The 26,210-nt window shown below is 46.0% G+C and carries 23 protein-coding genes and 1 other annotated feature; of the genes, 5 read left to right on the forward strand and 18 right to left on the reverse strand.

What is annotated here, in order from left to right; translation table 11 throughout:
• Positions 1–48 precede the first annotated feature (48 nt).
• The 8 genes from HQN88_RS02595 to gpr all read right to left on the reverse strand — a co-directional run bounded on the left by HQN88_RS02595 (position 49) and on the right by gpr (position 9,293).
• A complete protein-coding gene (locus HQN88_RS02595) occupies positions 49–1,590 on the reverse strand; it encodes a TCP-1/cpn60 chaperonin family protein (protein ID WP_173108872.1) in 1,542 nt (513 codons plus the stop codon).
• The gene (gene hrcA, locus HQN88_RS02600) at positions 1,587–2,615 is read right to left on the reverse strand and encodes a heat-inducible transcriptional repressor HrcA (protein WP_171635204.1); all 1,029 of its coding nucleotides are present in this window, start codon (positions 2,613–2,615) and stop codon (positions 1,587–1,589) included. Before hrcA ends, HQN88_RS02595 begins: the two co-directional genes overlap by 4 nt.
• Positions 2,616–2,725: 110 nt before the next feature.
• A complete protein-coding gene (locus HQN88_RS02605; RefSeq protein WP_274320275.1) occupies positions 2,726–3,199 on the reverse strand; it encodes an N-acetyltransferase in 474 nt (157 codons plus the stop codon).
• A 141-nt stretch (positions 3,200–3,340) separates the two neighbouring features.
• Positions 3,341–4,492 (reverse strand): radical SAM family heme chaperone HemW, encoded by a 1,152-nt coding sequence (gene hemW / locus HQN88_RS02610; RefSeq protein WP_173108660.1) that lies wholly within the window; start codon positions 4,490–4,492, stop codon positions 3,341–3,343.
• Between the two features lie 84 nt (positions 4,493–4,576).
• Complete coding sequence (gene lepA, locus HQN88_RS02615) at positions 4,577–6,391, reverse strand: translation elongation factor 4 (RefSeq protein WP_173108661.1); 1,815 nt, start codon at positions 6,389–6,391, stop codon at positions 4,577–4,579.
• A 73-nt stretch (positions 6,392–6,464) separates the two neighbouring features.
• Positions 6,465–6,857 carry a DUF3679 domain-containing protein gene (locus HQN88_RS02620; RefSeq protein WP_173108662.1) on the reverse strand — a complete coding sequence of 131 codons (393 nt, stop codon included), beginning with the start codon at positions 6,855–6,857 and terminating at the stop codon, positions 6,465–6,467.
• 28 nt (positions 6,858–6,885) lie between these two features.
• Complete coding sequence (spoIIP, locus tag HQN88_RS02625) at positions 6,886–8,112, reverse strand: stage II sporulation protein P (protein ID WP_173108663.1); 1,227 nt, start codon at positions 8,110–8,112, stop codon at positions 6,886–6,888.
• A gap of 182 nt (positions 8,113–8,294) precedes the next feature.
• A complete protein-coding gene (gene gpr / locus HQN88_RS02630) occupies positions 8,295–9,293 on the reverse strand; it encodes a GPR endopeptidase (RefSeq protein WP_056609801.1) in 999 nt (332 codons plus the stop codon).
• A 249-nt stretch (positions 9,294–9,542) separates the two neighbouring features.
• On the opposite strand from gpr, the gene HQN88_RS02635 reads away from it, so the two are divergent.
• Together HQN88_RS02635 and rpsT are read left to right on the forward strand one after the other, a co-directional pair.
• Positions 9,543–10,169 (forward strand): DNA-binding response regulator, encoded by a 627-nt coding sequence (locus tag HQN88_RS02635; protein ID WP_173108664.1) that lies wholly within the window; start codon positions 9,543–9,545, stop codon positions 10,167–10,169.
• Between the two features lie 583 nt (positions 10,170–10,752).
• Positions 10,753–11,004 (forward strand): 30S ribosomal protein S20, encoded by a 252-nt coding sequence (gene rpsT, locus HQN88_RS02640; protein WP_056609803.1) that lies wholly within the window; start codon positions 10,753–10,755, stop codon positions 11,002–11,004.
• A gap of 65 nt (positions 11,005–11,069) precedes the next feature.
• Here the strand turns inward: rpsT and holA are convergent, their stop codons facing one another.
• The 4 genes from holA to HQN88_RS02660 all read right to left on the reverse strand — a co-directional run bounded on the left by holA (position 11,070) and on the right by HQN88_RS02660 (position 16,912).
• Positions 11,070–12,089, reverse strand: coding sequence for a DNA polymerase III subunit delta (gene holA / locus HQN88_RS02645; protein WP_173108665.1), 1,020 nt, complete (start codon positions 12,087–12,089; stop codon positions 11,070–11,072).
• A 207-nt stretch (positions 12,090–12,296) separates the two neighbouring features.
• The gene (locus HQN88_RS02650; protein WP_173108666.1) at positions 12,297–13,529 is read right to left on the reverse strand and encodes a zf-HC2 domain-containing protein; all 1,233 of its coding nucleotides are present in this window, start codon (positions 13,527–13,529) and stop codon (positions 12,297–12,299) included.
• Positions 13,526–14,074, reverse strand: coding sequence for an RNA polymerase sigma factor (locus HQN88_RS02655; RefSeq protein ID WP_173108667.1), 549 nt, complete (start codon positions 14,072–14,074; stop codon positions 13,526–13,528). Before HQN88_RS02655 ends, HQN88_RS02650 begins: the two co-directional genes overlap by 4 nt.
• A gap of 267 nt (positions 14,075–14,341) precedes the next feature.
• Positions 14,342–16,912, reverse strand: a complete 2,571-nt coding sequence (locus HQN88_RS02660) for a DNA internalization-related competence protein ComEC/Rec2 (RefSeq protein ID WP_173108668.1) — start codon at positions 16,910–16,912, stop codon at positions 14,342–14,344.
• A 215-nt stretch (positions 16,913–17,127) separates the two neighbouring features.
• Between HQN88_RS02660 and HQN88_RS02665 the strand changes: the two genes are divergently transcribed.
• Both HQN88_RS02665 and HQN88_RS02670 read left to right on the forward strand, forming a co-directional pair.
• Positions 17,128–17,583, forward strand: a complete 456-nt coding sequence (locus HQN88_RS02665; protein ID WP_173108669.1) for a MarR family winged helix-turn-helix transcriptional regulator — start codon at positions 17,128–17,130, stop codon at positions 17,581–17,583.
• A 15-nt stretch (positions 17,584–17,598) separates the two neighbouring features.
• Positions 17,599–18,870: an MFS transporter gene (locus tag HQN88_RS02670; RefSeq protein WP_173108874.1), complete on the forward strand. Its 1,272-nt coding sequence runs from the start codon at positions 17,599–17,601 to the stop codon at positions 18,868–18,870.
• Positions 18,871–19,031: 161 nt separating this feature from the next.
• Here the strand turns inward: HQN88_RS02670 and HQN88_RS02675 are convergent, their stop codons facing one another.
• On the reverse strand, positions 19,032–19,544 hold the full coding sequence (locus HQN88_RS02675; RefSeq protein ID WP_173108670.1) for a deoxycytidylate deaminase: 513 nt from the start codon (positions 19,542–19,544) through the stop codon (positions 19,032–19,034).
• A 119-nt stretch (positions 19,545–19,663) separates the two neighbouring features.
• Complete coding sequence (locus HQN88_RS02680; RefSeq protein ID WP_274320288.1) at positions 19,664–20,296, reverse strand: ComEA family DNA-binding protein; 633 nt, start codon at positions 20,294–20,296, stop codon at positions 19,664–19,666.
• A 193-nt stretch (positions 20,297–20,489) separates the two neighbouring features.
• On the opposite strand from HQN88_RS02680, the gene comER reads away from it, so the two are divergent.
• A complete protein-coding gene (comER, locus tag HQN88_RS02685; RefSeq protein ID WP_173108671.1) occupies positions 20,490–21,320 on the forward strand; it encodes a late competence protein ComER in 831 nt (276 codons plus the stop codon).
• Between the two features lie 27 nt (positions 21,321–21,347).
• Here comER and leuS read toward each other — a convergent pair whose 3' ends face one another.
• The 4 genes from leuS to rsfS form a co-directional block, all read right to left on the reverse strand.
• On the reverse strand, positions 21,348–23,807 hold the full coding sequence (gene leuS / locus HQN88_RS02690; protein WP_173108672.1) for a leucine--tRNA ligase: 2,460 nt from the start codon (positions 23,805–23,807) through the stop codon (positions 21,348–21,350).
• An 80-nt stretch (positions 23,808–23,887) separates the two neighbouring features.
• Positions 23,888–24,131: a binding site (T-box leader), on the reverse strand.
• Between the two features lie 71 nt (positions 24,132–24,202).
• On the reverse strand, positions 24,203–24,964 hold the full coding sequence (locus HQN88_RS02695) for a class I SAM-dependent DNA methyltransferase (RefSeq protein WP_173108673.1): 762 nt from the start codon (positions 24,962–24,964) through the stop codon (positions 24,203–24,205).
• Between the two features lies 1 nt (position 24,965).
• Complete coding sequence (locus HQN88_RS02700; protein ID WP_173108674.1) at positions 24,966–25,862, reverse strand: CvfB family protein; 897 nt, start codon at positions 25,860–25,862, stop codon at positions 24,966–24,968.
• Positions 25,859–26,206 (reverse strand): ribosome silencing factor, encoded by a 348-nt coding sequence (rsfS, locus tag HQN88_RS02705; protein WP_173108675.1) that lies wholly within the window; start codon positions 26,204–26,206, stop codon positions 25,859–25,861. Before rsfS ends, HQN88_RS02700 begins: the two co-directional genes overlap by 4 nt.
• Positions 26,207–26,210: the final 4 nt, after the last annotated feature.

A 26,210-nucleotide genomic window follows, 5' to 3' on the forward strand; every position in this document is an offset into this window, starting at 1 on the left:
ACCTCCTAAACATAATACACGACATATTTGGGTTTAGTTTGCCCATCTTTAGTTCTCTTCAAAAGGCTGCTTCATCTTAATCACTGTATGGATACGCAGCACCGCGGCAGCTACTTCACCAGCCGCTTGCAGAGCGTGAATTTTCACATCTGTCGGATCCATGATCCCTGCTTCCACAAAATCCGTGATCAACCCCGTATCACAATCGATCCCTAGGCTGTCCGTATCCTGCGCAAGCTGGGCCGCTTTCAACTCCTCAACCTTCTCGAGAGGATTGTAGCCAGCGTTCACGACGATTTGAGACAATGGCTTGCGAAGTGCTCCCGCGACAGCGGCCACACCAAAGCCCTCCATGCCCTTCATCGTCTCGCGCACACGCTCCAGATCATGCGCGACGGCCATCTCCGCTGCGCCGCCGCCGGGTAAGTACCCGCCACGCACGGCTGCTTGGACGGCTGACGCAGCGTCCTTCGCGATGCGCGAGCGCTCATGCGCCGCTTCGCGCGTCGCGGCGCCAACGATCACGGTCACGTGCTGTTCGCCGTGACCCTGCGCTACGCGCACGCGCTCCAGCCGCTCGTCATACGCGGCATACCCCGCGTGACCGAGCGCAGCGCTCAGCTCCGGCGCGCTCTTGCGCAGCGCCGTGCGCCGCACCGGCCTAGCGCCGGTGTGCTCGCTCAGCAGCTGCAAGTCCCGACGGGACAGCCGCTGCAGCACGAGGATGCCATGGTCGGAGCAGAACTGCTCCGCCTCTGGGTCAACTCCGCGGTCTGAAGCAATCAGACCGACGCCAAGCTCCAACAGCGAGCCGAGGCTGCTGCGGAAGAGCTCCCGGAGCTGCATGTAGCGCTGGAAGCCTGCCTCGGTGACCAGCGATTCCTCGCTAACCGCCTCAGGCTCCAGGGCATCATGCAGCACGAGAATGCGAGCATCTCGCCGCTCGTGCTCGAGGTGCAGGTTCATCGGCTTCTGATTTAACAGAATGCCGGTCCAGACCTCACTGCTCGCTTCTTCATGTGCGAGCACACTGTCTGCGAAGCGATAGCCCTCTTCGCGCAGCTTCGCCTCACCTACCGCTTCCGCTGCTTGAATGATAAGCTTAGCGATATCTGTTTGCTCTCGCCCCGCCGTATAAGCGATCCGTTGCAGCGCGCGATCTGCAAGACCAGCAATCTTACGACTACGGCCCTGTAAGCTCGCTACGGCCAATTCAATGCCCTGTAGCATGCCAGTGACAACCTTGGCAACAGGAACGCCGCGTGTAACTTGCGCGACACCTTCTTGCACCATGGCTCCAGCAAGTACTGTCGCTGTCGTGGTCCCATCGCCAATCTGGCGTTGTTGACTGCGAGCGACCTGAATCATTAGCCTAGCAGCAGGATGAGTAACATCCATCTTTTCCAATATAGTTACACCATCGTTGGTAATAATGACATCACCTTGACCGCCGACTAGCATGGTATCTAGCCCTTTAGGTCCTAAGGTTCCTTCCACAGCCGAACAAATAGCTCTGACAGCTGCTGCATTATTCACTAACGTGGAGTACCGTTCTTCGCTTTCACCGTGCATGGGTTTGGCTCCTGTCATTTGCCATACCAACGTCCTAGGACCAATTCCATATGCTTCGATAGATGTTCCATTAAGCCAATGACTCTACCGTATTCCATGCGAGTAGGTCCCAAAATACCAATCGTTCCAAGCGGTGTGCCGCCAATGGAATAGGAAGCTGTAATTAAACTGCAATTCGATATGGCTTCAATACTATTCTCAGCACCAATTTTAATCTCAATGCCTTCATTTGACGGAGTAAATAACTTGATCAAAGTTGGTGCTTCTTCCAGCAGATCAAAAATGCTCTTCACTTTCTCCACATCCTTGAACTCAGGCTGTGTAAGCATATTAGTCATCCCACTGAGGAAAACACGATCTTTCTCATCACTTTGTAGCACGCTTTCCACCAAACCAAGAAGCTCTTGATAGCCAGTGACATATTTGCTTAATTCATTAGAAATCTCATTGTAGAGCTTCGATTTGAACTGAACCAACGGCACGTTCTTCAGCCTAGTGTTCAGAATGTTAACGACCTTCTCGATTTCCGACATTGGAATTCCTTCGGGTATCGTTACTGTCTTATTTTCAACATGCCCCGTATTCATCACTAGGATCGCAACAGCTGTCGTATCCGAGATCGGAATGATTTGGATATGCTTCAATGTCGTGCTAAAAACCTCAGGACCGAGCACAATAGACGTGTAATTCGTAAGACTGGAGAGCATGCCAGCAACGTGCTGAATAACACCTTCCATCTCTTGAATACGTTCTGCGAAAGCCCCTTTCATGGAGTCCAAATCATGACTATGCAAGGAACCGTGCTTTAACAAATGATCGACATAATAGCGATAACCTTTGTGTGAAGGAATACGACCTGCGGACGTATGAGGCTGCTCAAGATAGCCCATTTCTTCGAGATCAGACATTTCGTTGCGAATGGTCGCTGGACTAAAACCAACATTCCCACGCTTCGAAATACTTCGCGAACCAATTGGCTCCGCTGAACGAACGTAATCATCTATGATTGCACTTAAAATCATGCGTTGGCGCTCTGTCAACATGAGTACCCCTCCTCCTCACTTCTCACTATTTGCCACCTTCGTTAGCACTCGTATTTAGTGAGTGCTAAATCCTAATACAAAAATAACAGACCCTAAGGTCTGTTGTCAAGTCAATCCAAACGTTTAAGTACGGCGATTTCGTCGCAACAATACTGTTTTTTGCAATGCATGCAGTCTCTCCAAACCTTCTCAGGAAAAATCTCCTTCGGAACGAGTGTAAAGCCGTTTTTCTGAAAGAACGCCACTTCATAAGTAAGTGCCATAACTTTAATAATTCCTTGGCTTCTTGCCTCTTCAACTAAGAAGTTAACTAGCTTGCCACCGATTCCTTGACCCTTGTAGCCAGGCGTCATTCCAAGTGAGCGAATCTCAACAAGATCTGGCCCTAACCTCGTCAATGAACCGCAGCCTATTAATAGGCCATCGAATTCTGCGACAACAAACGTATCAATTTGATCTTGGAGCATTTCCTTGCTCCGCGGCAGCATGATGCCTTGCTTGGCATACCCCTGTATAATTTCAAAAAGCTTATCGATATCATCCACCGAAGCTTTTCTTACGGATACCGTAGTTGATGTATTCACGCTTCCCCACCCACCATTCGCACAAAAATGCATAAAAGCCACGTTAGCGCTCTGCGGCTTTCCGCTGTTTCGCTTGTGGATTTATGTATAAATATACAACAATACGTATAAATGCACAAGCGTTTTTTGCGCGATTTCTGTTTAGCTTAAGAACGAAGCAAAGACTTCATTTCCTAACAAAATGCCGTGTTTCGATAGACGATATCCTTCCGGCGTTTGTTCAATCAGCCCTTTGTTAATCCAGCTTTGCAACGTAGTTCCGAAGTGGGATTCGATCGTCTCTCCGAATTGATCCATGAAGTCCGTGCTACGCACACCTTCAAGAAGTCGCAGTCCAACCATCATAAAGTCTTCCATCGCTTCTTGGGGGGTAACGTCGAATTGTTCCATGATCGGTAATCCCAGCTTCGTTGCATCAATGTAAGGTTGGATGCCCTTCACATTCACATGACGCTTACCATTCATATACCCGTGTGCACCTGCGCCTAATCCATAATAAGAGCGATTGCGCCAATACATCGTATTATGTCTGCTTTCGCGGCCTGGTTTGGCAAAGTTACTAATTTCATATTGTTTGTAACCCGCTCCCTCTAACCTTTTCATAATCAACTCATACATATCGACTTCCTCATCCTCACTCGGGAGCGGCAGTTGATTTTTGTTGAATAAAGTGTGGAATAAGGTGTTTTCTTCAACTTTCAAGCTGTAAATTGAATAATGCTGTAAATCAAGTGAGAGCGCCTCATCCAATGTTGCCTGCATGATATCCACTGTTTGCTTTGGAAGCCCGAACATCAGGTCAATCGATAAATTATCGAAGCCTAACTTCTTCGCATTAGCAATGCTTCTATGCACATCATCTGTATTATGAATACGGCCGATAGCCGCGAGAATGTCATTGTTAAAAGATTGCACACCGAAGCTGATGCGATTTACACCGCCGGCTTTCATGACAGCAAGTTTATCTTCGTCCGTTGTTCCTGGGTTGGCTTCCATCGAAAATTCGACTTCTGTGCTATCTGCTGGGAAATACGTGCGTACGATACGCAAGAAGCGTTCCATTTGATCTGGAAGCAGCACCGTTGGCGTTCCCCCGCCTACAAAAATCGTCTCCACTTTCAGAGGAGGATGGTTGCGTACAGTAAGCTCCATTTCACGTTCAAGCGCATCTAGATATTCCATCACAGGTTGACCCTTGAGCACGTAAGAGTTGAAGTCACAGTAATGACATTTATTTGTGCAAAAAGGGATATGAATGTACACCGCTGTAGGCGTTGTATAAGTAACTAACATAAGGGTATTCCTTTCTACTAGCTTGCGAATTGGAAAAAGCCAAGGGACAGCGTACGCTGCCACCCCAGCTTTTCGTTCTAACATCTATTCGTCGATTTTCAAAACAGCCATGAACGCTTCTTGCGGCACTTCTACACTACCGACCTGCTTCATGCGTTTTTTACCTTCTTTTTGCTTATCTAACAATTTACGCTTACGGGAAATGTCACCGCCGTAACACTTCGCAAGTACGTTCTTACGCATCGCTTTAACCGTTTCACGAGCCACGATTTTCTGTCCAATGGCCGCTTGAATCGGCACCTCGAACATTTGCCGCGGGATAAGCTCCTTGAGCTTATCACAAATGATTTTACCGCGATGATAAGCGGTATCACGGTGAACGATGAAGGATAACGCATCCACTTGCTCGGAATTAAGCAAAATATCCATTTTCACAAGATTGGATTTCTTATAGCCACTAACTTCATAGTCGAAGGAAGCATAGCCCTTCGTACGTGACTTCAGCATATCGAAGAAATCATAGACAATCTCTGATAGTGGAATCTCGTAAGTCAATGTAACACGATTCGTATCTAAGTATTCCATATTCATATATTCACCGCGTTTACCTTGGCAAAGCTCCATAATTGTACCCACATAATCATTAGGCACGATGACAGAAGCTTTCACGTAAGGCTCTTCAACGAAATCAATTCGTTGTGGATCCGGATAGTTCGATGGATTGTCAATTTCCATGACATCACCATTCGTTAACGTAATCCGGTAAATAACACTCGGTGCCGTCGTGATCAACGGAATATTGAATTCACGCTCGATACGCTCTTGAATGATTTCCATGTGCAAGAGTCCTAAGAATCCGCAACGGAAGCCGAAGCCTAATGCCGTCGAGGTTTCCGGCTCGAAACGCAAGGAAGCGTCATTCAGTTCAAGCTTTTGCAGCGCTTCACGCAGATCGTTGTAATCAGTTGTTTCAATTGGATACAATCCGCAGAAAACCATTGGGTTAATCCGACGGTAACCTGGCAGCGCTTCTGGTGAAGGGCGATCTGCTTCTGTCACGGTGTCACCGACACGCGTGTCTCCAACATTTTTAATACCAGCAACGATAAAACCAACGTCTCCGACCTCTAGGGAAGGAACCGACGACATTCTTGGTTTGAACGCACCTACTTCAATTACTTCAAATACTTTGCCTGTTGCCATCATTTTAATTTTGGAACCCGCTTTGATCGAACCATCAACGACACGCACATATACGATTACACCTTTGTAACTATCGTAATGGGAGTCGAAAATCAATGCTTTGAGCGGTGCATCAGGATTACCTTGTGGAGCCGGTACTTTCAGGCAAATTTGTTCGATAATCTCTTTAATGCCGATCCCCGCTTTAGCTGAAGCATGTACAGCATCGCTAGCGTCAAGCCCGATCACATCTTCGATCTCTTGCTTTACTTTATCAGGGTCCGCACTTGGTAAATCAATTTTATTGATAACAGGTAAAATTTCTAAGTTATTTTCCAATGCGAGATATACGTTTGCCAGTGTTTGAGCTTCAATTCCTTGAGCCGCATCAACAACCAACAATGCACCCTCACAAGCCGCTAGGCTTCGTGAAACCTCATAAGTAAAGTCGACGTGTCCTGGTGTATCAATCAAGTTAAGGATGTAGTCCACACCATCGTCAGCGCGGTAACCTAATCGCACCGCTTGAAGTTTAATCGTAATTCCACGTTCACGCTCTAGATCCATCTGGTCGAGAACTTGCTCTTGCATCTCTCGTGAAGACAATGCACCTGTATATTCCAGAATACGATCAGCTAGAGTTGATTTACCGTGATCGATATGAGCGATAATTGAAAAGTTGCGAATTCTTTGTTGTCTTTCTCGAATGTCCGTCATGCTAAAGACTAACCCCCACTACATGCAAATAATTTTCATTATAGCAGTTGTGGGAAGTCGGAGCAATGCACACCTAGCCTTTGCCTAAAACAGCATCAAACAAAGAAATAAACAATTTAATCCCATGGTGCGCTGTAATCTGTAAAAGATCACCTAGTTTATTCCCTACTCGGTTCAAAGAATTATCATGAATGGCAACAGGTTCAGCCTGTGGCTCTGTCGTCTGTTTCCCTTTTATCACAGTGTCTTTACCAAGTGGCGTAGGTGTGGGTGTTGTTTTGGCAACCGTCGTCACCACTTTTCCCGGCGCTTTCGTTGGAGCAACTTGTTGGGCTGCTTTGGAGGAAGGCTGAGGACCTTCTATGCGTTCCATGCCGCTGGATGCTAAACTGACGCCGAACAAGATACAAAACAGCAGCAAGAGTCCAAATAAGCCTACCTTGATATAAAAGTGCCTCAGCCTCATTTTATTCCCTCCTCCATGGTTTACTCGCTTACGAGTTTTTAGGTGTAGTCACGGGTGCATCCACTTTTTTCGCGTTCAAAATAACTTCCGATATCGCTTCAGCAAGCCAATCTGTTGTCCGGTAGCATTCCTCTAGGGTATTGTAAGGACCTCCAACCTCAATCAAAATACTGTTCGGCGAAATGTTTTGGTTGTACAGCCCATTGCCCTCGCTGGCTTCTTTCGCATGAATTCCCTTCGAGACGCCTGGGTGCTTCTCTTCCAGCACTTGATGAATTTTTCTAGCAAATTCCTCATTCTTTTTCCAGTTTGGGTTTTTTCCGCCGATTATAAAATACACCTGTGCGACATCCTTGCCTTCAATCGTGGCTGTTGTTTTACTACGTGCTGCTGAATCGCGATGAATATCGAAGAAATACTGCAGATCCTTATGCGACGTCATTGCTTCCTGAAGCGTTTTGGCCGAATACTTGTAGGAATACGGATATTCAAACCCTTTAACAGTACTCGGATAAACAGTCGAAGAATGCACAGCACCAATGCCATCTCTCTCTAAATTCTGAGCTAACCGTTGACCGACGGAGATGATATTCACTTTATCACTGTAGGCTTTATCTGGATCTGTAACACCTTTCAGCTCTGGTAAAAAGGACTCATTACTATGTGTTTGATAGATAAATGCAATATTATCGCCAGCTGTTTTCGGTGGTTGTGCAACTGCGTTTGGTGAAGGGGATGAAGAGCTAATAGGTGTCGGCTCTACGGATGGCGTTGGCTGTGGAAATCTGGCTTCCGCTTCCAAATCACTTGATATTGGATTTAGATCATAGGGGGCACTTGGATTCGTTTCGCTCCCTCTTACCAATACCGTCGATTTGTTCAATTCCATGCCTGGCACTTCACTAGCTACTAAGCTCTTAGGATCACTTGGATTAATATCCGTCATCATCTGAAAAGCGAAGTGAAACACATTGTGCTGGGAGAAAGTGAACTTTTTCTGATCCTTATTTAAATGAGGGACTTCCATACCCAACATATCGATAAAAAACTGATTCGTGACAGAAGCGGCGAGACCTTTCATGGATGAAACAGGCGATGTGGACATTAATCGGCTTTGCAGGACGCCACCCAGACCAATTAGAACGAATAGAGCTAAGGTCGAGGTGCTGAGGACAATAAACGTTTTCCCGACGGAACTGGCGCTCTGAAAGGTTTTGCGAACTTGGCTGAAATTCCATGTGGCTGTCCATTTCATAGTTACCCATGCCTCCTAAACTATCTTAATTCAATCTATGAAACGAGCTCGAACGATAGAACTAGTTTTCACTAGATTTTTTTAATAGAAAAGGATGGTAGGTTCTCGACCTGAATATACTAGGCAGCTCCAACGCCAAAAAGAACTGCTCCCACGTAAGTAGGCTCAGTTCTCTCGTTTCATTAATGCGTATATGCAGCTACGTTGTCTACATCTACGGCGTCATGTAAAGCCGCATTCAAGCCGCTGGCGATGATATTGGCAATATCCTCAATAAACTGGTCAATCTCCTTTGGTGTCACGAGTAAATCGTGCCCTACGGGGTTTAGCACCTCTTTGACAAGCTGCAGCCGCTCGTCTTCGTTGATATTGTCCAGAAGTCCGAATATCTGCCCCGTGTTGCTCGTTTGACCGCTGAAATGCTTCTGCATCAGATCAAAAGCATTATTAACAATGGTTGATGCATAGACAACCGTTGGTACGCCAATCGCAATAACAGGAATACCCAACTGCTCCTTCGTCAAGCCTTTGCGTTTGTTGCCGATTCCTGATCCCGGGTGAATGCCGGTATCCGCAATCTGAATGGTCGTGTTGACACGATCCAAGGATCTAGAGGCCAGTGCATCTATGGCGATGATGAAATCAGGTTTAGATTTATCCACAATTCCTTGTACAATGTCGCTGCTTTCTATTCCCGTCGTACCAAGAACTCCAGGGGCAACAGCACTCACGGCTCGATAGCCCGGGCTTACATCCTCGGGAACCAGTTCAAAGTAATGGCGCGTAACCATGATATTTTCAACGACGAGAGGCCCCAAGGCATCGGGAGTCACATTGCCATTGCCCAGTCCAATAATCAGTGCTTTCGCATTTTTCGGAATACCGACTTGCCGCAAAAACTGCTCAAACTCCTGAGCGAGTTTCGTGGCCACGCGATCTTGAAGCTGACTGTCTTTCTCCCGCAGTGCAGGTACCTCAATCGTTATATAATGACCCAGAAGCTTACCAAGTGCTTTGGAGCCTTCTTCGTTCAGGACGTTTATTTTGGTTACGCGAATCCCGTTTTCCCGTGTGAACTCCTGCTCAATACCAGGAATCGGTTGCCCCTGATTGGCTGCATGGGCCATATCCCTTGCATCGAGTGCAAGATCGGTCTGTGTGTTAAATATGCCTAAGTCCATTGGAGGTCCCCTTTCATACTTGCGCTGTGTTGCTTATTGTGTGACAGATGCCGCGGGGTTATGCAGAGATAAAGACCACTGAAAACCTATTGATTTGAAAATCGGAGACTTGTAAATGCCTTGTCAGAATTGCAAGGTGATGATATTCTCAATGTAACCAAACAAGTTAGATCTTCACACGCAAAGCATGCGCCGTTTCCATTACTCCTTGGAGTTGTGGGACGGCGCTATTTTTATTGGGAATGGAGAGTGTTAAAAATAACATTACATCAATTTGATAGTGCACACAGAGAATGGTTGAACTCACATATATCCAAAAGAAAAGGTGAAGCTTTAAGGAAATTAAAGACTAGTCATGCTTTTGCTGAGATAGAGTTTCTGCGTTATCTATGGTGGAATGCATTTGGACATTTTAATTACTTGCATCCGGAGTATGAAATTGTTGACTTCATGGACGGTAAAAGATATCTCGATTTCGCCTATATCCGTTCGGGTATTCGCATTGCCTTTGAGATCGACCCTTACGGAACTCACTATGATAAAATGGATCGAAGACAATACTCAAATCAATGGGTGCGCCATATGCACCTTGTGAACGACGGATGGATCATTGTACGAATCAGCTTAGATGATATCAGGGAACGACCACGTCTATGGCAAGCATTGCTCCTTCAGCTTATTGGCAGATTATTTGGGGAACAAGAAACTACGGAAAGTCGGTTAAGTGGCCAAGAAAGAGATATTCTGCGGTTAGCCTTACGTTTGGATCGCCCGATTAAGCTCGTAGATGTTAAGGAAGTGCTGTGTTTCGGGTATGATACTGCGAGAAAACACATGAGGCTCTTAGAAGAGAAAAATGGCTCCATCCGGAAGTAAAAAACGTGGTGAGAGTCCACTCTTGGATTGTAGATACGACTCGCACTCCTCCCTTGTTGTGAGGACATGCTAGTTTCCTGATACTGATACTGCATTAGCTACTGCTATTCTCCACTGCCACTCTCCTCCCACTCATTCCCTGCCCCAGCCAGTAAATCAGTCTCTATTGCCCCAATTAGTCCGATATTACCGAACTAATCTTATACTCTGCGTCTTCAGATCTTAATTAGTCCGGAATAGCCCAACTAAATCAACCCAAACAACCAATTCACAAGTAAAATAGCAAATTAGTTCGGCATAACCTGACTAATCGCTCTCCGTAGTAAGGAATCTTCGATTTAGTTCGGGGAAATCGGACTAATTGAAATTCCGAGTGACCGGATGCTGAAGTGAGCAGCAGCAATTAAGTGAGTGGCAATGATTGAGTAACATCGTTCATGAACTGCCGAACAGCTAATAAAGACCACTGAAAACCTATTGACAGCTCTTGCAATTTGAAATATTGCGTGGTAGAATACTTAAAGTTGTCAGCAAACATACAAATGTAACGTTGAACGTGTTTTGTAAGTAGGAGGTGAATTTCATGCCAAACATTAAATCCGCTATTAAACGAGTAAAAGTTAGCGAAAAGCGTCGTCTTCGCAACGCTTCCCACAAGTCCGCTTTGCGTACTGCTGTGAAAGCTTTCGAAACAGCTTTGACCCCTGAAGCTTTAGTTTCTGCTTCTAAGAAATTAGACAAAGCTGCTTCTAAAGGTTTAATTCATAAAAATGCCGCTAACCGCAAGAAGTCCCGTCTAGCTAAAAAGCTAAACGCACTTTCGGCTCAAGCGTAATTCACGGACATAAAAGCAAAAGACTAATTCTCCTAGGAGAATTAGTCTTTTTTCCATTGTTCTTCCTAGGCAGCGAGCCTAAGAAGAAATAGTTCCAACCCTAACACTTTATCGATTTTCCCCGTTTTCATCTGCAAATCAAGATCCGCCAACTCACCCATAATTCGGCTCAGCTTCTCCCCGTCGTACTTTCGCGCCTGCCCTTCGGCAACTTTGACAGCAAAAGGATGTAAGCCAATCTGTGAAGCCATCTGTTGCTGCGAGTAGCCCTGCTTGCCAAGCTCCTTCACCTGCAACATAATCCGGAACTGTCTGGCGATGAGCGAGGCGATTTTGATCGGCTCCTCACGCTGCTTCAGAAGCTCCTCTAAGATCACAAAAGCCCTCTCCAACCGCACATTCACGATGTCCTCAATAAGTATGAATACGTTCTGCTCCGTGCTCCGAGCGACCAATTGATCAATTACGTTAGGCGAAGCTACACCTTCGGCACCGACATATAAGGAAATCTTCTCAAGTTCGGCCGATAACGATTGTAAATTGCCACCGGTGTACAGGATTAACTGGTCTGCCGCGCCACCTGAGAATGTAAAGCCTAGCGTACTCGCTTGTTTCGCTACCCAATGCGTCAATTCCTCAGGACTCAAAGAAAGGAACGGCACAGCGGCCTCCATGTCTTTGAGAGCTTTAACAATCTTCTTACGCTCGTCCAATTTATCTGCATCCACTGTGAATACCACAACTGTATGTTCCGCGGGTGATTTCAAATAGGCTGTTAACCGATCCATATTGTGCTCTAACTTCGTATTTTCCTTCGCACCTGTGAAAAATAACGCATTTTTAGCAATAACCAGTTTCTTCGGTACCATAAAAGGTAATGTTTCTGCATCATCTAATGCTGATGAAAGTGACATTTCACTCAAATCGAATTTACTCACCGCAAATTCCCGATCTTCTGGCCCCATTAGAGAATCTGTTAAAATCTGAATAAATTCGCGCATTTTATATTTCTCAGGTCCGTAGCACAAATAAACGGGCGCTGGGCGGCCTGCTTGTATATCTTTTAATGCTCTTTTGGCATCCATGACTGGCATTCACCCCTCTTGTTTATTTTAACAACAACAAAGGGATTACGTCAAAGCCCGAAGACTTTGAAGCAACCCCTTCGCCAGTCTATTTAAACACCGATTCAAGGCCCTAGAAACCTTAACTCGTGTGGATGAATGAACTGTTCCATGTTCCATAAAATAGTTTACGCAATTTCAGTCAAATTGGTGCAACGATTTTTGTTTTTATTTATTAGCTTCTGTTTTCTCTTTCACATCGATAAGAATCGTTTGAAGCAATCCCTTACTAATAACCTGATAAAACAGCTTGTCATCCTTCGACCATTCCAATAGCTTGATTTGATCTTCTGTCTGCCATACATGCTTCGAAGCAAAGACAATCTCAAGCGTGAGGGTATTTCGAATGACTACGTGCGCCTCTTCAATCGTTGCCTCATACATACCCGTTGTAGACTTTAGCTTAGTCTCCCCTGGAGGAACAGTGAATGAGAGAATTCCTTGACTCGAACTCATTCGATCTGAACTTGCAGGGTCAACGGTTGGTGACGGAGTTGTTTTCCGAGATGGTGACTCCGTGGACTTCGGCTCTAACGATGATTGCGGTACACTTAAGCCAGTCGCAGGAGTAGTGGCGTCTGCTTTAGAATCAATCTTATCCGACTTTGGAATGGACGCATCAGGATCTCTTAACCGCTCTGGAGCTGATGTAGATGGTGATACCTTGTTTGTCTGCATGTCACCGCCAGTAGCTGGCGAGCTATATGCACCTGGCTTTTCTAATTGCGCTTTGGAAGTAGCTTGGGGCAAATTCCCGCCATCACCTGTAGCTGTGTTAGCTGTTTCTGTCCCTTTAACAAATAGATCTGCCGTTGGTGCAACAGGTGATCCTTCATTAGAAGATGCAGCGTTTTCCTGGGTTTTCGCGATGTCATTGTTTCCTTCTTTTTGATTCAACTCTGAAGTTGCCGTTACACGCTTATCTGCTACGGCTTTGGAATCAGAGCTTGAACGGGACATAATCCCATCCGCATTATCGATAACTGGATTCTGCATATTAAATGCGAAAAATCCAATAATCAATCCCGCGGCAACGACGCCGCTTGCGAATTTCCACGAGAACTGTTCTTTAAATCTGCTCACCCCTGAGCGCTTAGGCATGTCTTCCACTGATTCTATCCTAGCAACCTTCGATGGGAAAACAACGACATTATCCGCCGCTTCCATCACATTTTGTTTATCCAATTCAAGCAGCTGCGGCATAATTGCATCAACCAAACTGAAAGGCGGCATAACCTTAGGAAGCTGGGACAATTCGTTCGACAATGCCTGCAGACGCTCAAACATCTGTGCACAGTCCAAACAATGCATAAGGTGAGCATGCAGCTCATTCTCTTCTTTAGGAGCTAAATCTCCATCTAGTTGTCTTTGCATGTACATCATCACCTCTTGACATTTCATCCCCGAACACCTCCTTTCTGATAATCTTGGAGTAACGACTGTAAGGTGTGTCTAGCTCGGAATAAGTAAGACTTCACCGTATTGAGTGGTAAATTTAGCGATTCTGCAATTTCATGATACGAAAAGTCCTGCAAATAACGTAGAACAACTACAGTGCGATGGTGTTCGGGAAGCTTATCAATTGCCTCTCTAATATCCTGAGCTAGGTAGCCTGTCAATATTTCCTGTTCTACATCATTATCAGCTGTAAAAGTCATGTCATGCTCATCCATAGAAACCGTTGGTTTCGCTCTGCGAAATTTATCGATGCAGATGTTCGTTACAATCCGCTGCACCCACGTTTTGAACAAGGCTTTTTCTTCATAGGAATTAATTTTGGTATAAATCCGAAGAAGAGCTTCCTGCGAAGCATCAAGCGCATCCTGTTCATTATTCAAAATATAAAAAGCCGTCCGATAAACGTGAGACTCAATCTCTCGCAATAGGGTAATGAGCGCATCACGGTCACCGGCTTGTGCTGATCTTACCAGTTCGGGTGCTATCACTGGGATCCCTCCCCCTTGCATTCTTACAGACGCAATGGCATCTCATAAGGTTGCAATTTTTTTAGAATAAATATATTAATAACTTGCATCTATCAGAATAACAAAAAATGAGCCACATAACATCTTTTAGACGTAAAAAGTGAAAATTAGTTTCATAATAGTTGATTTTAACAAAAGAAAAAGCCTAAGAAGATCATTCCCAACAGGAGATGATGATGCTTATGGCTTGTACTTGCGGCGCTCGCGAGAGTTTAAATAATCTACCTTCTAGTTCCATAGCTTCATCCGTGTGAAAATCCCTGAATTCCGCACTTCCATCTGCACTTCTCCCATTCGATCTGTGCGATAAATAGCCACGTTCGCATTGGCCAAGCGATCTGTAATTTCTGGAGAAGGGTGGCCATATGAATTCATTGCACCCACTGAGATAACAGCCACTGCTGGTTTCCAGTAGGTCAACCATTCTGAGGTGGTTGAAGTTTTACTGCCATGATGGGCAACTTTTAGGACGTCGATTTTGTTATTGCTGCTGATACGAGAGGCAGAGCTGGTTGAATCTACTAAAGCAGGATGATCACGTAAATAATCCAGCACTGCCGCTTCGGATTCTTTCTCCATATCCCCTGTAAACAGCCAGCGTGTCCCTTGCATCTCGAGCAGGAAAACAACGGATCTCGCATTCTGCTCTTTCACAATTTCAATCATTGTCGAATTCGTTTCAAGCGGATACATCACTTGCAATTTCGTAACGGGATCAATGTCGACCCAATTTTCTACTTGCGCGGGTAATAAGGGTACTTCTTTTTGAACCAATGTGGAAAAAAAGGTCGTCATAGAATTGCTTTCCTTAAAAGTTCCGTTAAATAGAAATTGCTTCACTGGAATTTGTTCAATCACAGACTGTAAACCACCACTGTGATCCGCATCCTCATGCGTAAGTACGAGAAGGTCTAGGCTTTGAATGCCTCGTTTTTTCAGGAGTGGAACAAGCAGTTTACGCCCCACTTCAAACGGATCCTTACGGATTTTCCAATCATCACCTGGCTTACGGAACGTAAGCGTCCCTCCTCCATCGATTAATACATGGCGTCCGTAAGGCGTTCGAATTAGAATAGCGTCCCCTTGCCCCACATCGATAAATTGGACAAGACCTGTTCGTTGAAAGCGATTCGGTGAATACCCCATCCATAACAGGATGAGAAAGCCGCATATTGCAAAGATTAAAATGAGTTTGATACGCATTCTCTGTGGACTATTCCTGCTGTCGACTTCCAATAGGATGGGAAGCTCACCCATCGAATTTAGGTAACTACGATGCCAAAGCATATAGATAATGATTAGGAATCCATAGTAAAAACAGATCCAAGCCATACTTGGTGATGGCCAAATCATGGTGAGATGTGGAATCTGCTGAAGTTGATCCGTAATCCAGAATATAGCCTGATTCAGCCAGGTGATTAGTTGACCAATTCTATTGCCTAAAGGAATGTAAATTAGACCTAGTGCTAAGGCAACCAAACCTGCTGGAAACACGATCATGCTGATTACAGGGACTAGCACAGCATTCGCTATCCAAGATAACAAGGAAAACTGATTAAAATAGTAGATAGAGACCGGAAAAGAGACGGATTGGGAAACGAGTGTGATGGCGAGGGTGTTTTTGAGTGTGGGGGAAGAAAGGTACGGTGAGAGCAATACCGTCACCCGCTGCACACCGAGGATGAGCCCAAGTGTAACTAGAAAGGAAAGCTGGAAGCTTACATCAAGCAAAAAGTAAGGATCCCACAAAAGCATGGCCCAAGCGGCCACTGCAAGTATGTGCAGCACCTCCTTCATTCCTCCACGCCGAGCAGCATACAGCGCAATCATTGACATAAGCCCTGCCCTGACAATGGACGGCGATGCTCCAGTAACGAGGACGTAGAAAGGCAGCAAGCCCATGCAGATGAGCAGATAAGTTTCTTTGGTGACTTTAAAACGGCGCAATATCCATATGCATACACCTAAAAATACGGCAATATTCAAGCCTGAAATTGCTAAAATATGCGTCAGCCCCAGCTCCGAAAATTGCTGGAAGCGCTCTGGATCCAGATCGTCCGTGAGGCCGATCAGCATGCTTTTCATGAACCCCGCCTGCGATGCTGGGAAGATCACGTCCATGCGCCTGCTGAGCGCAGCGCGCAGCTCGTCGTTCCAGCGCAGCAGCTGGACGACGCTGAAGTGCGCTGCCGCAGGCTGCACCTGCGCCTGATCCACCCCTTTGGCTGAAATGAGCCAATGGGTGTGGTGAAGGCGCAAATATCGGCGGTAATCGAAGCCGCCGAAGTTGCGGGCCGGGGACGGGCTGCGCAGCGTCCCCGTTAGCGTCAGGGCGTCGCCGCGGCGCCAGCCCGACGCCACGGATTGCTGCGCCTGCTCCGTCAGGCGCAGCGAGACCTGCACGCTTTCCCCGCCGAGCGGGAAAGCGGTGTTGTCTGGGAAGCGGACGGACTCCGCTTCCACGGTGAAGCTAGCCCTGTCACCGTCAATGGTGACAGGGCTGGTGAACCGGCCGAGCAGCGTAACCTCGCTGCCTGCCTCACCCACCTGCTGCTGCTGCGCCAGCGGCAGTGCAGTGATGTTGCGCTGGTCGGTCCCTTGATAATAGCCGTAGGCTATTACGACCAGCAGCAGGGCGCCCAGCGTCTGCCGGCCAGGCAGACGCAGCGCGTAGAGGATGACAAGCGCGGCTAACAACAGCGCGCTTGTCATCCATGTCAGCCACGCGATCTCCGTATAGATCGCGAGCACATAGCCACTTATCCACAGACAGCATCCTTGAACAACTGGTCTTTTCATGGGAGATCTCTCCTTCATTTTCACTTTCATACAATTCTAAATAAAAAACCTCTTTCTAACGCACCCACAATGGCTGCGCTAGAAAGAGGTTCTTCCCCTAACTACTTTCAGTTTATTTCACAGTTCTCAATCCATCTTGTTTAATAAATACAATTGACAGACAACAGCACTTGGATTATATTCGTTGTACATACAAAATAAGAGGAGGACATCATATGACTAACAAAGCTCAAGTAAAAGAAACGGATGACAATGAAGCTTTTTTGCATCAATGCTTATACTTCACTACCAATCGGCTGAGTCGGGCAATTAGCCGAATGGCCGACGATTCATTTGCAACAACAGGACTTGCGCCCGCTTACGGTTATTTGCTCAGACTGGTTGTCGCAAAACCTGGCATTCCACAAAAAGAACTTTCAGAAAAGCTCTACATTACGCCATCTACTCTTACCAGATTTATCGATAAATTGGAACACAAACGACTCGTAGAGCGCCAAGTGAAGGGAAAAACTGTGCTCGTTTTCCCCACGGACAAAGCCATTGAACTCGAGCCATCACTTCGTGCAGCATCGAAGGAGCTTCTGCGTTCTTATAAGGCTATTCTTGGAGATGAAATCGCGACTCTATTGACGCAATCTTTGGAATCCGCCAGTGAGAAATTAGAAATATAAGTTGAGGTGTAAATGATGAATCAAACAAAAAGCAAGCTTTATTACGGCTGGATTATTGTTATGCTAACGTTCGTCACATTACTTGTGTCAGCAGGCATCCGTTCCATGCCCAGCGTTTTGATGATCCCTTTCCAAGAAGAATTCGGATGGAGCCGCGCGGCTATATCAAGTGTCGCCTCTATCGGAATTTTACTATATGGACTTGTTGGTCCGTTTTCTGCGGCTCTGTTATTACGCTTCGGTATCCGCAAGGTTGTATTGCTCGCACTGTCTGTTCTAGGTGCCAGCCTTGCCGTCACGCCGCTGATTAATTCCTTGTGGCAGTTCGATTTGCTGTGGGGAGTCGTTTCTGGACTTGCAAGTGGAATGATGGCAAACGTGCTTGGTATCACTGTCAGTAATTTATGGTTCGTCAAACGTAAAGGGCTCGTAGTTGGCATACTGACAGCAAGTGCAGCAACAGGTCAGTTGCTATTCCTCCCTTTGATTGCAAAGGTGACTTCTGATTACGGCTGGCGGTATGCAATGTATGCAGCGGTAGCCGCTATCATCATAGTCTTTATTTTGGTAGCCATATGGATGAAGAACAATCCTTCGGATGTTGGTGAAGCGCCATACGGTACAACAGAAGTTGTAAAGCCAGAGCCTTTCAAGGGCAATGTATTTCTTACCCCTATCCAGAACCTCGTTATTGCAAGTAAAAATAAAACATTTTGGCTGCTCGCGGGCACCTTCTTCATTTGTGGGTTCTCAACAAATGGTTTGATCGGCACCCACCTCATTGCCGCTTGCGGAGATTTCGGGATGATGGAAGTCGCCGCTGCCGGGCTCCTAGCCATGATGGGCGCTTTTGATTTATTCGGAACGACGATATCTGGCTGGTTAACTGACCGATTTGACAGTCGCTGGCTACTTTTCTGGTACTACGGCCTGCGCGGTTTATCCCTCATATTTTTACCGTATGCCTTGGCTGCTACACCGTACATGCTAGTCGTGTTCTCGGTATTTTACGGTCTCGATTGGATCGCAACCGTACCGCCAACCGCTAAACTTGCAGGTGAGACTTTCGGTAAAGAAAAATCTGGCATGATATTCGGCTGGATAGTGGTGGCTCACCAGATCGGTGCTTCCTTTGCCGCGTACGGTGCAGGTTTAATGCGCGATTGGCTTGGCACTTACTCACAAACTTTCTTCATTGCTGGTCTTACCTGCTTCATTGCCGCTTTATTCGCTATTCGTATACAGCGACAACTTAAAAAGCACAAAGAACAAGCAGTACTGGTATAAAACCTTTATTTGTAGTCGCACAAGCATAGGCACTACCCTATAAGCAGCTATGGGAATTGTCAACAGAATGACGAATTCCCTAGCTAGCGAATACGAATCAATCAAGCGCATTTGCGTGAATCCGATCTCTCTCGGCTTCATCAAAGCTGACTCCGTGCTATTTAATTGACTACCTCAGATACCGTACCTGCTGGCGGCTCATATGAGGTCAATTGGCGGAACGAAATACCTCTGGCTCCCATTAACTCGCTAACCTTCTCATGATCTTTCGGATACCCCCGATGAAACACGATCTCTGTCACCCCGCTGTTAGCTAGCATGTTTGCACAAGTCCAGCACGGTTGATCTGTAACATACACAGTCGAGCCCTCTCGATCTTCCCGATCTGTAAACAACAATAAGTTCTGTTCTGCATGAATGGTACGTATACAACGGTGCTTCCGCACGACTTCCTCTACATCAGCAACGAGCTTTAGCTCGATTTCTTCCACAAGCATACAACCTGCTTCCGTGCAATCTGCTACGCCCATCGGTGCGCCATTATAGGCTGTTCCTAGCAGCTTTTTCCCTTGAACGAGTACCGCTCCAACATGTCTACGGTTGCACCGTGAGCGCGTGGAGGCCATATAGGCAATATCAAGGAAATATGTATCCCAATCTTTCCGGATGCTCATGATGACTCCCTCCTGATGACTAGATCTTCTATTAAGATGTTGCTCACTCAATTAAAATACTTTCAAAGTCCAACTATTTCTAGTATTTTCTCATATTTTGCTAGAAATGAAAAGTCGGGCTAGTTTGGCCCTACAAACAATAACCCTTTCAGCTTATCGAACATTTTCTCTCCGATCCCTTTCACCTCCTTGAGTTCTTCGACTCGCTTGAAACGTCCTTTCTTCATGCGATACTCAAGAATAGCTTTGGCTTTACTTTCACCGATTCCAGGCAGTTTATCTAACTGCTCCAATGTAGCGGTGTTTAAATCTAGCAGTCCCTTCTGAGCTTCATTTGATGGAGGTGTAGGTTTAGTTGCAGTTATGGGTGGAGGTACAGGACTAGCAGCGGTGATTGAAGGAGGTTCTAAGAATGAAGACGAAGTTTGCGTATTTAATCCCGCGGAATCCGATCCTTCGGATCGTAGTGCTGTGGATGAAGATACTTCATCAGATTTGGATGTGACCGTAGAACTCGCCTTTGGCGTTGCTTTTGCTTTTTCGTTGGCAACTGGTGAAACTTTCCCCGCTGCCGCTTTTTTCTCATTCTCCCCTTGCAAAAGCAATTCTTCCATCTGCGTATTGATTGGCTTGAACGCTGTTTGAATGGCGGGCTGTCCACCACGTAGAAATGGCCACACAACCCAAACAAAGAGCGAGACAGCGCCAAGAATCAGCCCAATTCGCTTTATTTTATTTCCAAAAAAATCCACAAACTACCTTCTTTCTTAGCATATTTGCGTTTGGGCAACCATATACATGAAAAAGCGTCCCAATGACTACACAGTTAGTCACGATAAGATTGAGACGATGCTTGGACCTCTATCCTTGCCATTCATGGCTGAGTAACCGCGATTACAGGTTGATTTTCGTATACAGACTGATTTTATCGGGAGGGATCACTTGATGAAAGCTGGATTCATCGGTACTGGGAGTATGGGAAGTATACTGATTGAAGCATTCATTCATTCCGGGGCATTCAATCCCGAGCAAATTATTGCTAGCAATCGAACATTACGTAAAGTTGAATTACTTGCGGAGAACTATCCTGGCCTACAAGTGGCAGAATCGAATCGTGAAGTGGTGCGTGGAAGTGATTTGATTTTCCTCTGTGTGAAACCATCTGAATTTAAAAAGGTTATTGATGAAATCAAAGAGGACGTGCTTTCCTCTCAATTTATAATATCCATCACAAGTCCTATTCTGATTAAGCATTTGGAAGGTCTTCTACCGGCTAAAATAAGTAAAATCATACCGAGTATCACGAACTACGTTTTAAGTGGTGCTACGTTATGCATTCATGGAAATCGTATGCAGCCTGAAGATAAAGAATGGCTTGAAAATATTTTCACACATATCTCTACACCCATACGTGTATCTGAGAGTTATACGAGAATTTCATCTGATTTATCCAGTTGTGGTCCTGCTTTTCTAGCTAGCTTTATTCAAGCATTCATTGATGCGGCTGTGGAGGAAACGGGTATTTCTGCTGAAGAGGCTACATTACTAGCAAGTGAAATGACGTTAGGTACAGGAAAATTGCTTACTACGGGAGGCTTCAACCCTATTAGTTTACAAAAGCGGGTATCTGTTCCTGGAGGCATTACGGCAGAAGGATTGCGGATATTGGAAAAGGAGCTTTGCGGAGTATTCTCTCAAGTAATAAGTGCAACACATGCAAAATATGAAGAAGACATTGAGAAGGCAGAGCAGCTTTTCACTTTGAAGCAGCAGTAGCCCTCTCAATGCTTAATCTTAGTTGTCTTAACCTACAACGATATTAACTAATTTACCCTTAACAACAATCAATTTGCGAACGGCCTTTCCGGCGGTCGCTTCTTTGACTTTGTCGAGTTCAAAAGCCATTTTCTCCATCGCTGCTTCATCTGTATCTTTAGAAATCATCACGCGATCAACAATTTTCCCATTGATTTGCACGACGATTTCAACTTCATTATCCACAGTCCATGCTTCATCATAAGCTGGCCATGCTTCGTACGTAATGGATTCCACGCCGCCCAATTTCTCCCAAAGCTCTTCAGCCAAATGCGGAGCGATCGGGGATAGCATTTGCACGAAATTTTTCATTGCCTCTAGTGGGAGACGTTCTGTTTTGTAAGCCTCGTTGACGAAAATCATCATTTGGCTAATCGCTGTGTTGAAGCGAAGCGCATCGAAATCTTCTGTAATTTTTTTGATTGAACGGTGCCATGTACGTTTAAATGCATCGCTGCCTAGCGTCTCATCTGCGCTAATTTTGGAGTGAACTTGACCATTATCATCAACGAACAGTCTCCATACGCGATTCAAGAAACGGTAGATCCCGTCTACACCCGTTGTATTCCACGGTTTCGTCGCTTCCAATGGTCCCATGAACATTTCATAAATACGAAGTGTATCCGCACCTTGATCGCTCACGATGTCATCTGGATTCACAACATTGCCGCGTGATTTACTCATTTTCTCCATGTTCTCGCCAAGAATCATCCCTTGGTTAACAAGCTTATGGAAAGGTTCTTTGGTATGAACAAAACCAAGATCGTAAAGCACTTTATGCCAGAAACGCGCATACAGCAAGTGAAGAACCGCGTGCTCCGCTCCACCAATATATAGATCAACCGGCAACCATTGCTTTTGCAGCTCATCGGAACAGAACGCTTGATCATTCTTCGGATCGATGAAACGCAGGTAATACCAGCAGCTTCCCGCCCATTGCGGCATCGTATTCGTTTCACGACGAGCTTTCATACCTGTTTCTGGATCAATTATATTGACCCACTCAGATACGTTAGCAAGCGGTGACTCACCTGTACCGGATGGTTTAATTTCATCTACTTGCGGAAGCAATAGCGGCAATTGGTCCACTGGAACTGGCTTCATTGTGCCATCTTCAAGGTGAAGAATTGGAATCGGCTCACCCCAATAACGTTGACGGCTGAACAGCCAGTCTCTCAAACGATAGGTTACTTTGCCGCGGCCTTTGCCATTTTGCTCCAACCAAGCGATCATGTGGCTGATGCCTTGCTCAATGTTTAATCCATCGATTGGTCCGGAGTTCACATGTTTGCCATCGCCGGCGTAAGCTTCCTTCTCCACATCTCCGCCCTGCACAACTTCGATAATCGGCAAATCAAATTGTTTCGCAAATTCCCAGTCACGTTGATCATGCCCTGGTACCGCCATGATTGCCCCTGTGCCGTAACCACCAAGTACATAGTCAGCGATCCAGATTGGCACTTTCGTGTCATTCACTGGATTGACCGCGTAAGCACCTGTGAACACACCAGATTTGTCTTTCGCCAAATCGGTACGCTCCAAGTCGCTCTTACGCGAAGCTTTTTCTTGATATTCTTTAATCGCAGCTGCTTGTGCTTCTGTTGTAATCTGCGCTACAAGCTCATGCTCCGGCGCTAATACACAATAGGTTGCACCGAAAAGTGTGTCGGGACGTGTTGTGAATACAGTTAAACTTTTCTCAGCATGACCTTCAATCGCAAACTGAACCTCAGCACCTGTTGATTTCCCAATCCAGTTGCGTTGCATATCCTTAATGCTTTCAGACCAGTCTAGCTCCTCAAGATCCTCTAGTAAACGCTCTGCATACTCCGTAATTCTCAAAATCCACTGACGCATCGGCTTCCGAATAACCGGATGGTTACCACGTTCGCTCAATCCATCAATGACTTCCTCATTGGCCAAAACCGTACCTAACGCAGGACACCAGTTAACTGGCACTTCATCGACGTAAGCAAGTCCTTTATTGTACAGCTGGATGAAAATCCACTGCGTCCATTTGTAGTACTCAGGATCCGTTGTACTGATCTCCCGATCCCAATCGTAAGAGAAACCAAGGGATTTAATTTGGCGGCGGAACGTATCAATATTTTTCTTCGTAAATTCACGTGGGTCATTCCCTGTATCTAGGGCATATTGCTCCGCAGGAAGTCCGAACGCATCCCAGCCCATTGGGTGAAGGACATTAAAGCCTCTCATCCTTTTGAAACGGGAAACGATATCTGTCGCTGTGTAGCCTTCTGGATGCCCTACGTGCAAGCCTGCGCCTGATGGGTATGGGAACATATCCAAAGCATAAAATTTCGGCTTATCCGAATTTTCTAGTACCTTAAATGTTTTCTTAGCATCCCAGTATGCCTGCCACTTAGGTTCGATGGCTTGCGGGTTATAGCCTTGTTGTTCTTTGGTTTCTTTCAATTCTTGTGTCATACCTTCCGTGCCTCCTTAAATTGCTCTTCGCTCATGTATGCAAATACGCACAAAAAAACCTCACATCGCTAGCGGATATCGCTAGGGACGAGAGGTATAATTCCCGTGGTACCACCCTAGTTAACACAAGGCGTTCTTCACCTGTGTTCACTCTGCCCCTTAACGCGGGTGAAACGATCCAGCTAGCGCATCTGATCCAGGATCAGGCGGTTCACCTTCTAGCTCCGAGGCGAGTTCTCAAGACTAACATCTGCCGGCTCACACCCTAGCTCCGACTCTCTGAAAGATGCTGTACAAGGTACTATTCCTCATCTAAGCTTTCCATACAACTGATTAGCTTTGATTATATGTAAAATAATGCCGCACTGTCAAGCCGATGGCGAATCCCGTTGGTATTATTTTTTTGCAATAAAAAAAGCGCGCTCTGTCATCTCTGTTGGTTGCTCCCACGTAAAGTCAGCTGCTTGATGTACCTCGCGAAAACCTACCTTGATCAGCATTTGTTCTAGCCACTGCAAGGGATACGCTCTTTGTTCATGCGTCTCATCAATGCGTCGGAAGGCATCCTGCTGGCCGCTTTCTTTGACGAAGATCGTTAAATCATGTTCAATCTGAACACGTTCCTCATCTAATTCGCTTGTCCAAATGTAAGCAACGTCGTCTTCGTTAAGAAAAAAGGGCTGCGATTCTGCATATGCGAACAACTGCTGTGGCGGATGTACATCAAAGAGGAATAACCCACCTGGCTTAAGTCCCGCCCATGTTTGACGGAAAGCATCCACGATGTCTTCTTCCTCTAGTAAATAGTTAAGGCTATCACAAAACGAAATGGCAACTTCAACTTCCTCGCCAAGCTCCCATTCCCGTATATCCTGCTGAATCCAACGGATACCGCCGCCGCGAAGCTGGCTGGGTTGTTCACTATACTTCTGCTCAGCGACAGCCAACATATCTTCGGACAAATCAATACCAGTCACCTGAATGCCTTCAGCAGCCAATGGAATCGACAAATTGCCTGTCCCGCAACCTAAATCAACGAGCGTTGCAGGTTGTACTCCAAACCGTTCAAAACTTTCCTTCAGAAATCGAAGCCAGTCTTCATACGGCATACTGTTCATCAGGCGATCGTACGTGTAGGCGAATTTTTCGTAACTCATCTCAGCCTTGCGTCTCCTCTTGTTTCAGATAGGTCCAATCTGCTTCTTGATAGATGAGCCCATCTTTCATAAGTTTACCTAAGGCACGTTTGAAGGCTGCCTTACTTAATCCGAATTTATCCTTAATAACGTCCGCTTGCGTTTTATCCGAAAAGGGCATCGCATTCCCCGGACGTTCGCGAAGTACTTCAAGAATGCGTTCCGCATCCTCGTCGCGTCCTTTTTCCTTGGGAAGCCTCATGGAAAGATTAACTCGTCCATCTTCTTCACGAACGAAAGCAATCCTTACATCGACTTGCTCACCTACGCGAAGTAAACGTGTTCGCTCTTGTGGGATGATCAGCCCGATGACGCCATACCCTAGGACACCTGCTTCACAAATAACGAAGGTACCCATTTGCAGAGGGCGATACACGCGCGCTTTCACCCATTGGTTCGTCCAACTCGATGGAGCTCGCACGCAAAGCGGTGCCAAATCCTCTTCAAGCGCTAACTTCGCAATCAATCGACCTTGACGATCGTGTGTAAGCGTTGCAAACACTTTGTCGCCAACCTGAGGGCGAAGATCCTCGAATTCAGGCACATTCCGATAAGGCAAGAGCAGATGACGACCTAGGCCCATTTCTAGGAAATAACCAAAGCGCGGATGAATATCAACAACCTCAAGTAGACCCACATGCCCCATGGTCAGTAGCGGTTTCCTCATGGTCGCCATCATCCGATCCAACGTATCGTGGAATAAGAATACTTCTACTTGGTCTCCTGGGCTAATACGATTCCCAACGATTTCCGCATAAGGCAGCAGAAAATCCTGTGTACCGTCGCTTAGGAAAAAGCCGTTTGGTGGAACTTCCCTTGCTACCTCTAGGGTAACAAGGGATCCTGCTTCCATTCTCATACGCGCTCCACAACTTTAGCATCGGACCAAAGTCTTTCGATGTTATAGTATTCACGGTCATCACGATGGAAAACGTGGAGAACAACATCCCCTAAATCAAGCAGTACCCATCTTGCGGTATCAACGCCTTCATACCCTCGAATATGAACGCCATGTTCGTGAGCTTTTTTACGAGCTTCGCCCGCAATTGCTTGAACTTGTGTTTCCGAATTTCCGTGGCAAATCACGAAATAATCAGCGATTAGGGATACGCCTTTTAAATTCAAACTAACGATATCTGCTGCTTTCTTGTCTTCCGCTGCCTCAACAATGAATGCTAATATTTCTTCTGGGTTTTTACTCATGCAA

This window comes from Paenibacillus qinlingensis, assembly GCF_013204845.1.
GTDB lineage: Bacteria > Bacillota > Bacilli > Paenibacillales > NBRC-103111 > Paenibacillus_E > Paenibacillus_E qinlingensis.

Excerpts from the sequence above, each read along its gene's own strand:
- HQN88_RS02595 (WP_173108872.1), bottom strand. The coding sequence starts at position 1,590 with ATGACAGGAGCCAAACCCATGCACGGTGAAAGCGAAGAACGGTACTCC.
- hrcA (WP_171635204.1), bottom strand. The coding sequence starts at position 2,615 with ATGTTGACAGAGCGCCAACGCATGATTTTAAGTGCAATCATAGATGAT.
- hemW (WP_173108660.1), bottom strand. The coding sequence starts at position 4,492 with ATGTTAGTTACTTATACAACGCCTACAGCGGTGTACATTCATATCCCT.
- lepA (WP_173108661.1), bottom strand. The coding sequence starts at position 6,391 with ATGACGGACATTCGAGAAAGACAACAAAGAATTCGCAACTTTTCAATT.
- HQN88_RS02620 (WP_173108662.1), bottom strand. The coding sequence starts at position 6,857 with ATGAGGCTGAGGCACTTTTATATCAAGGTAGGCTTATTTGGACTCTTG.
- spoIIP (WP_173108663.1), bottom strand. The coding sequence starts at position 8,112 with ATGAAATGGACAGCCACATGGAATTTCAGCCAAGTTCGCAAAACCTTT.
- gpr (WP_056609801.1), bottom strand. The coding sequence starts at position 9,293 with ATGGACTTAGGCATATTTAACACACAGACCGATCTTGCACTCGATGCA.
- rpsT (WP_056609803.1), top strand. The coding sequence starts at position 10,753 with ATGCCAAACATTAAATCCGCTATTAAACGAGTAAAAGTTAGCGAAAAG.
- holA (WP_173108665.1), bottom strand. The coding sequence starts at position 12,089 with ATGGATGCCAAAAGAGCATTAAAAGATATACAAGCAGGCCGCCCAGCG.
- HQN88_RS02650 (WP_173108666.1), bottom strand. The coding sequence starts at position 13,529 with ATGAAATGTCAAGAGGTGATGATGTACATGCAAAGACAACTAGATGGA.
- HQN88_RS02660 (WP_173108668.1), bottom strand. The coding sequence starts at position 16,912 with ATGAAAAGACCAGTTGTTCAAGGATGCTGTCTGTGGATAAGTGGCTAT.
- HQN88_RS02665 (WP_173108669.1), top strand. The coding sequence starts at position 17,128 with ATGACTAACAAAGCTCAAGTAAAAGAAACGGATGACAATGAAGCTTTT.
- HQN88_RS02670 (WP_173108874.1), top strand. The coding sequence starts at position 17,599 with ATGAATCAAACAAAAAGCAAGCTTTATTACGGCTGGATTATTGTTATG.
- HQN88_RS02675 (WP_173108670.1), bottom strand. The coding sequence starts at position 19,544 with ATGAGCATCCGGAAAGATTGGGATACATATTTCCTTGATATTGCCTAT.
- comER (WP_173108671.1), top strand. The coding sequence starts at position 20,490 with ATGAAAGCTGGATTCATCGGTACTGGGAGTATGGGAAGTATACTGATT.
- leuS (WP_173108672.1), bottom strand. The coding sequence starts at position 23,807 with ATGACACAAGAATTGAAAGAAACCAAAGAACAACAAGGCTATAACCCG.
- HQN88_RS02695 (WP_173108673.1), bottom strand. The coding sequence starts at position 24,964 with ATGAGTTACGAAAAATTCGCCTACACGTACGATCGCCTGATGAACAGT.
- HQN88_RS02700 (WP_173108674.1), bottom strand. The coding sequence starts at position 25,862 with ATGAGAATGGAAGCAGGATCCCTTGTTACCCTAGAGGTAGCAAGGGAA.
- rsfS (WP_173108675.1), bottom strand. The coding sequence starts at position 26,206 with ATGAGTAAAAACCCAGAAGAAATATTAGCATTCATTGTTGAGGCAGCG.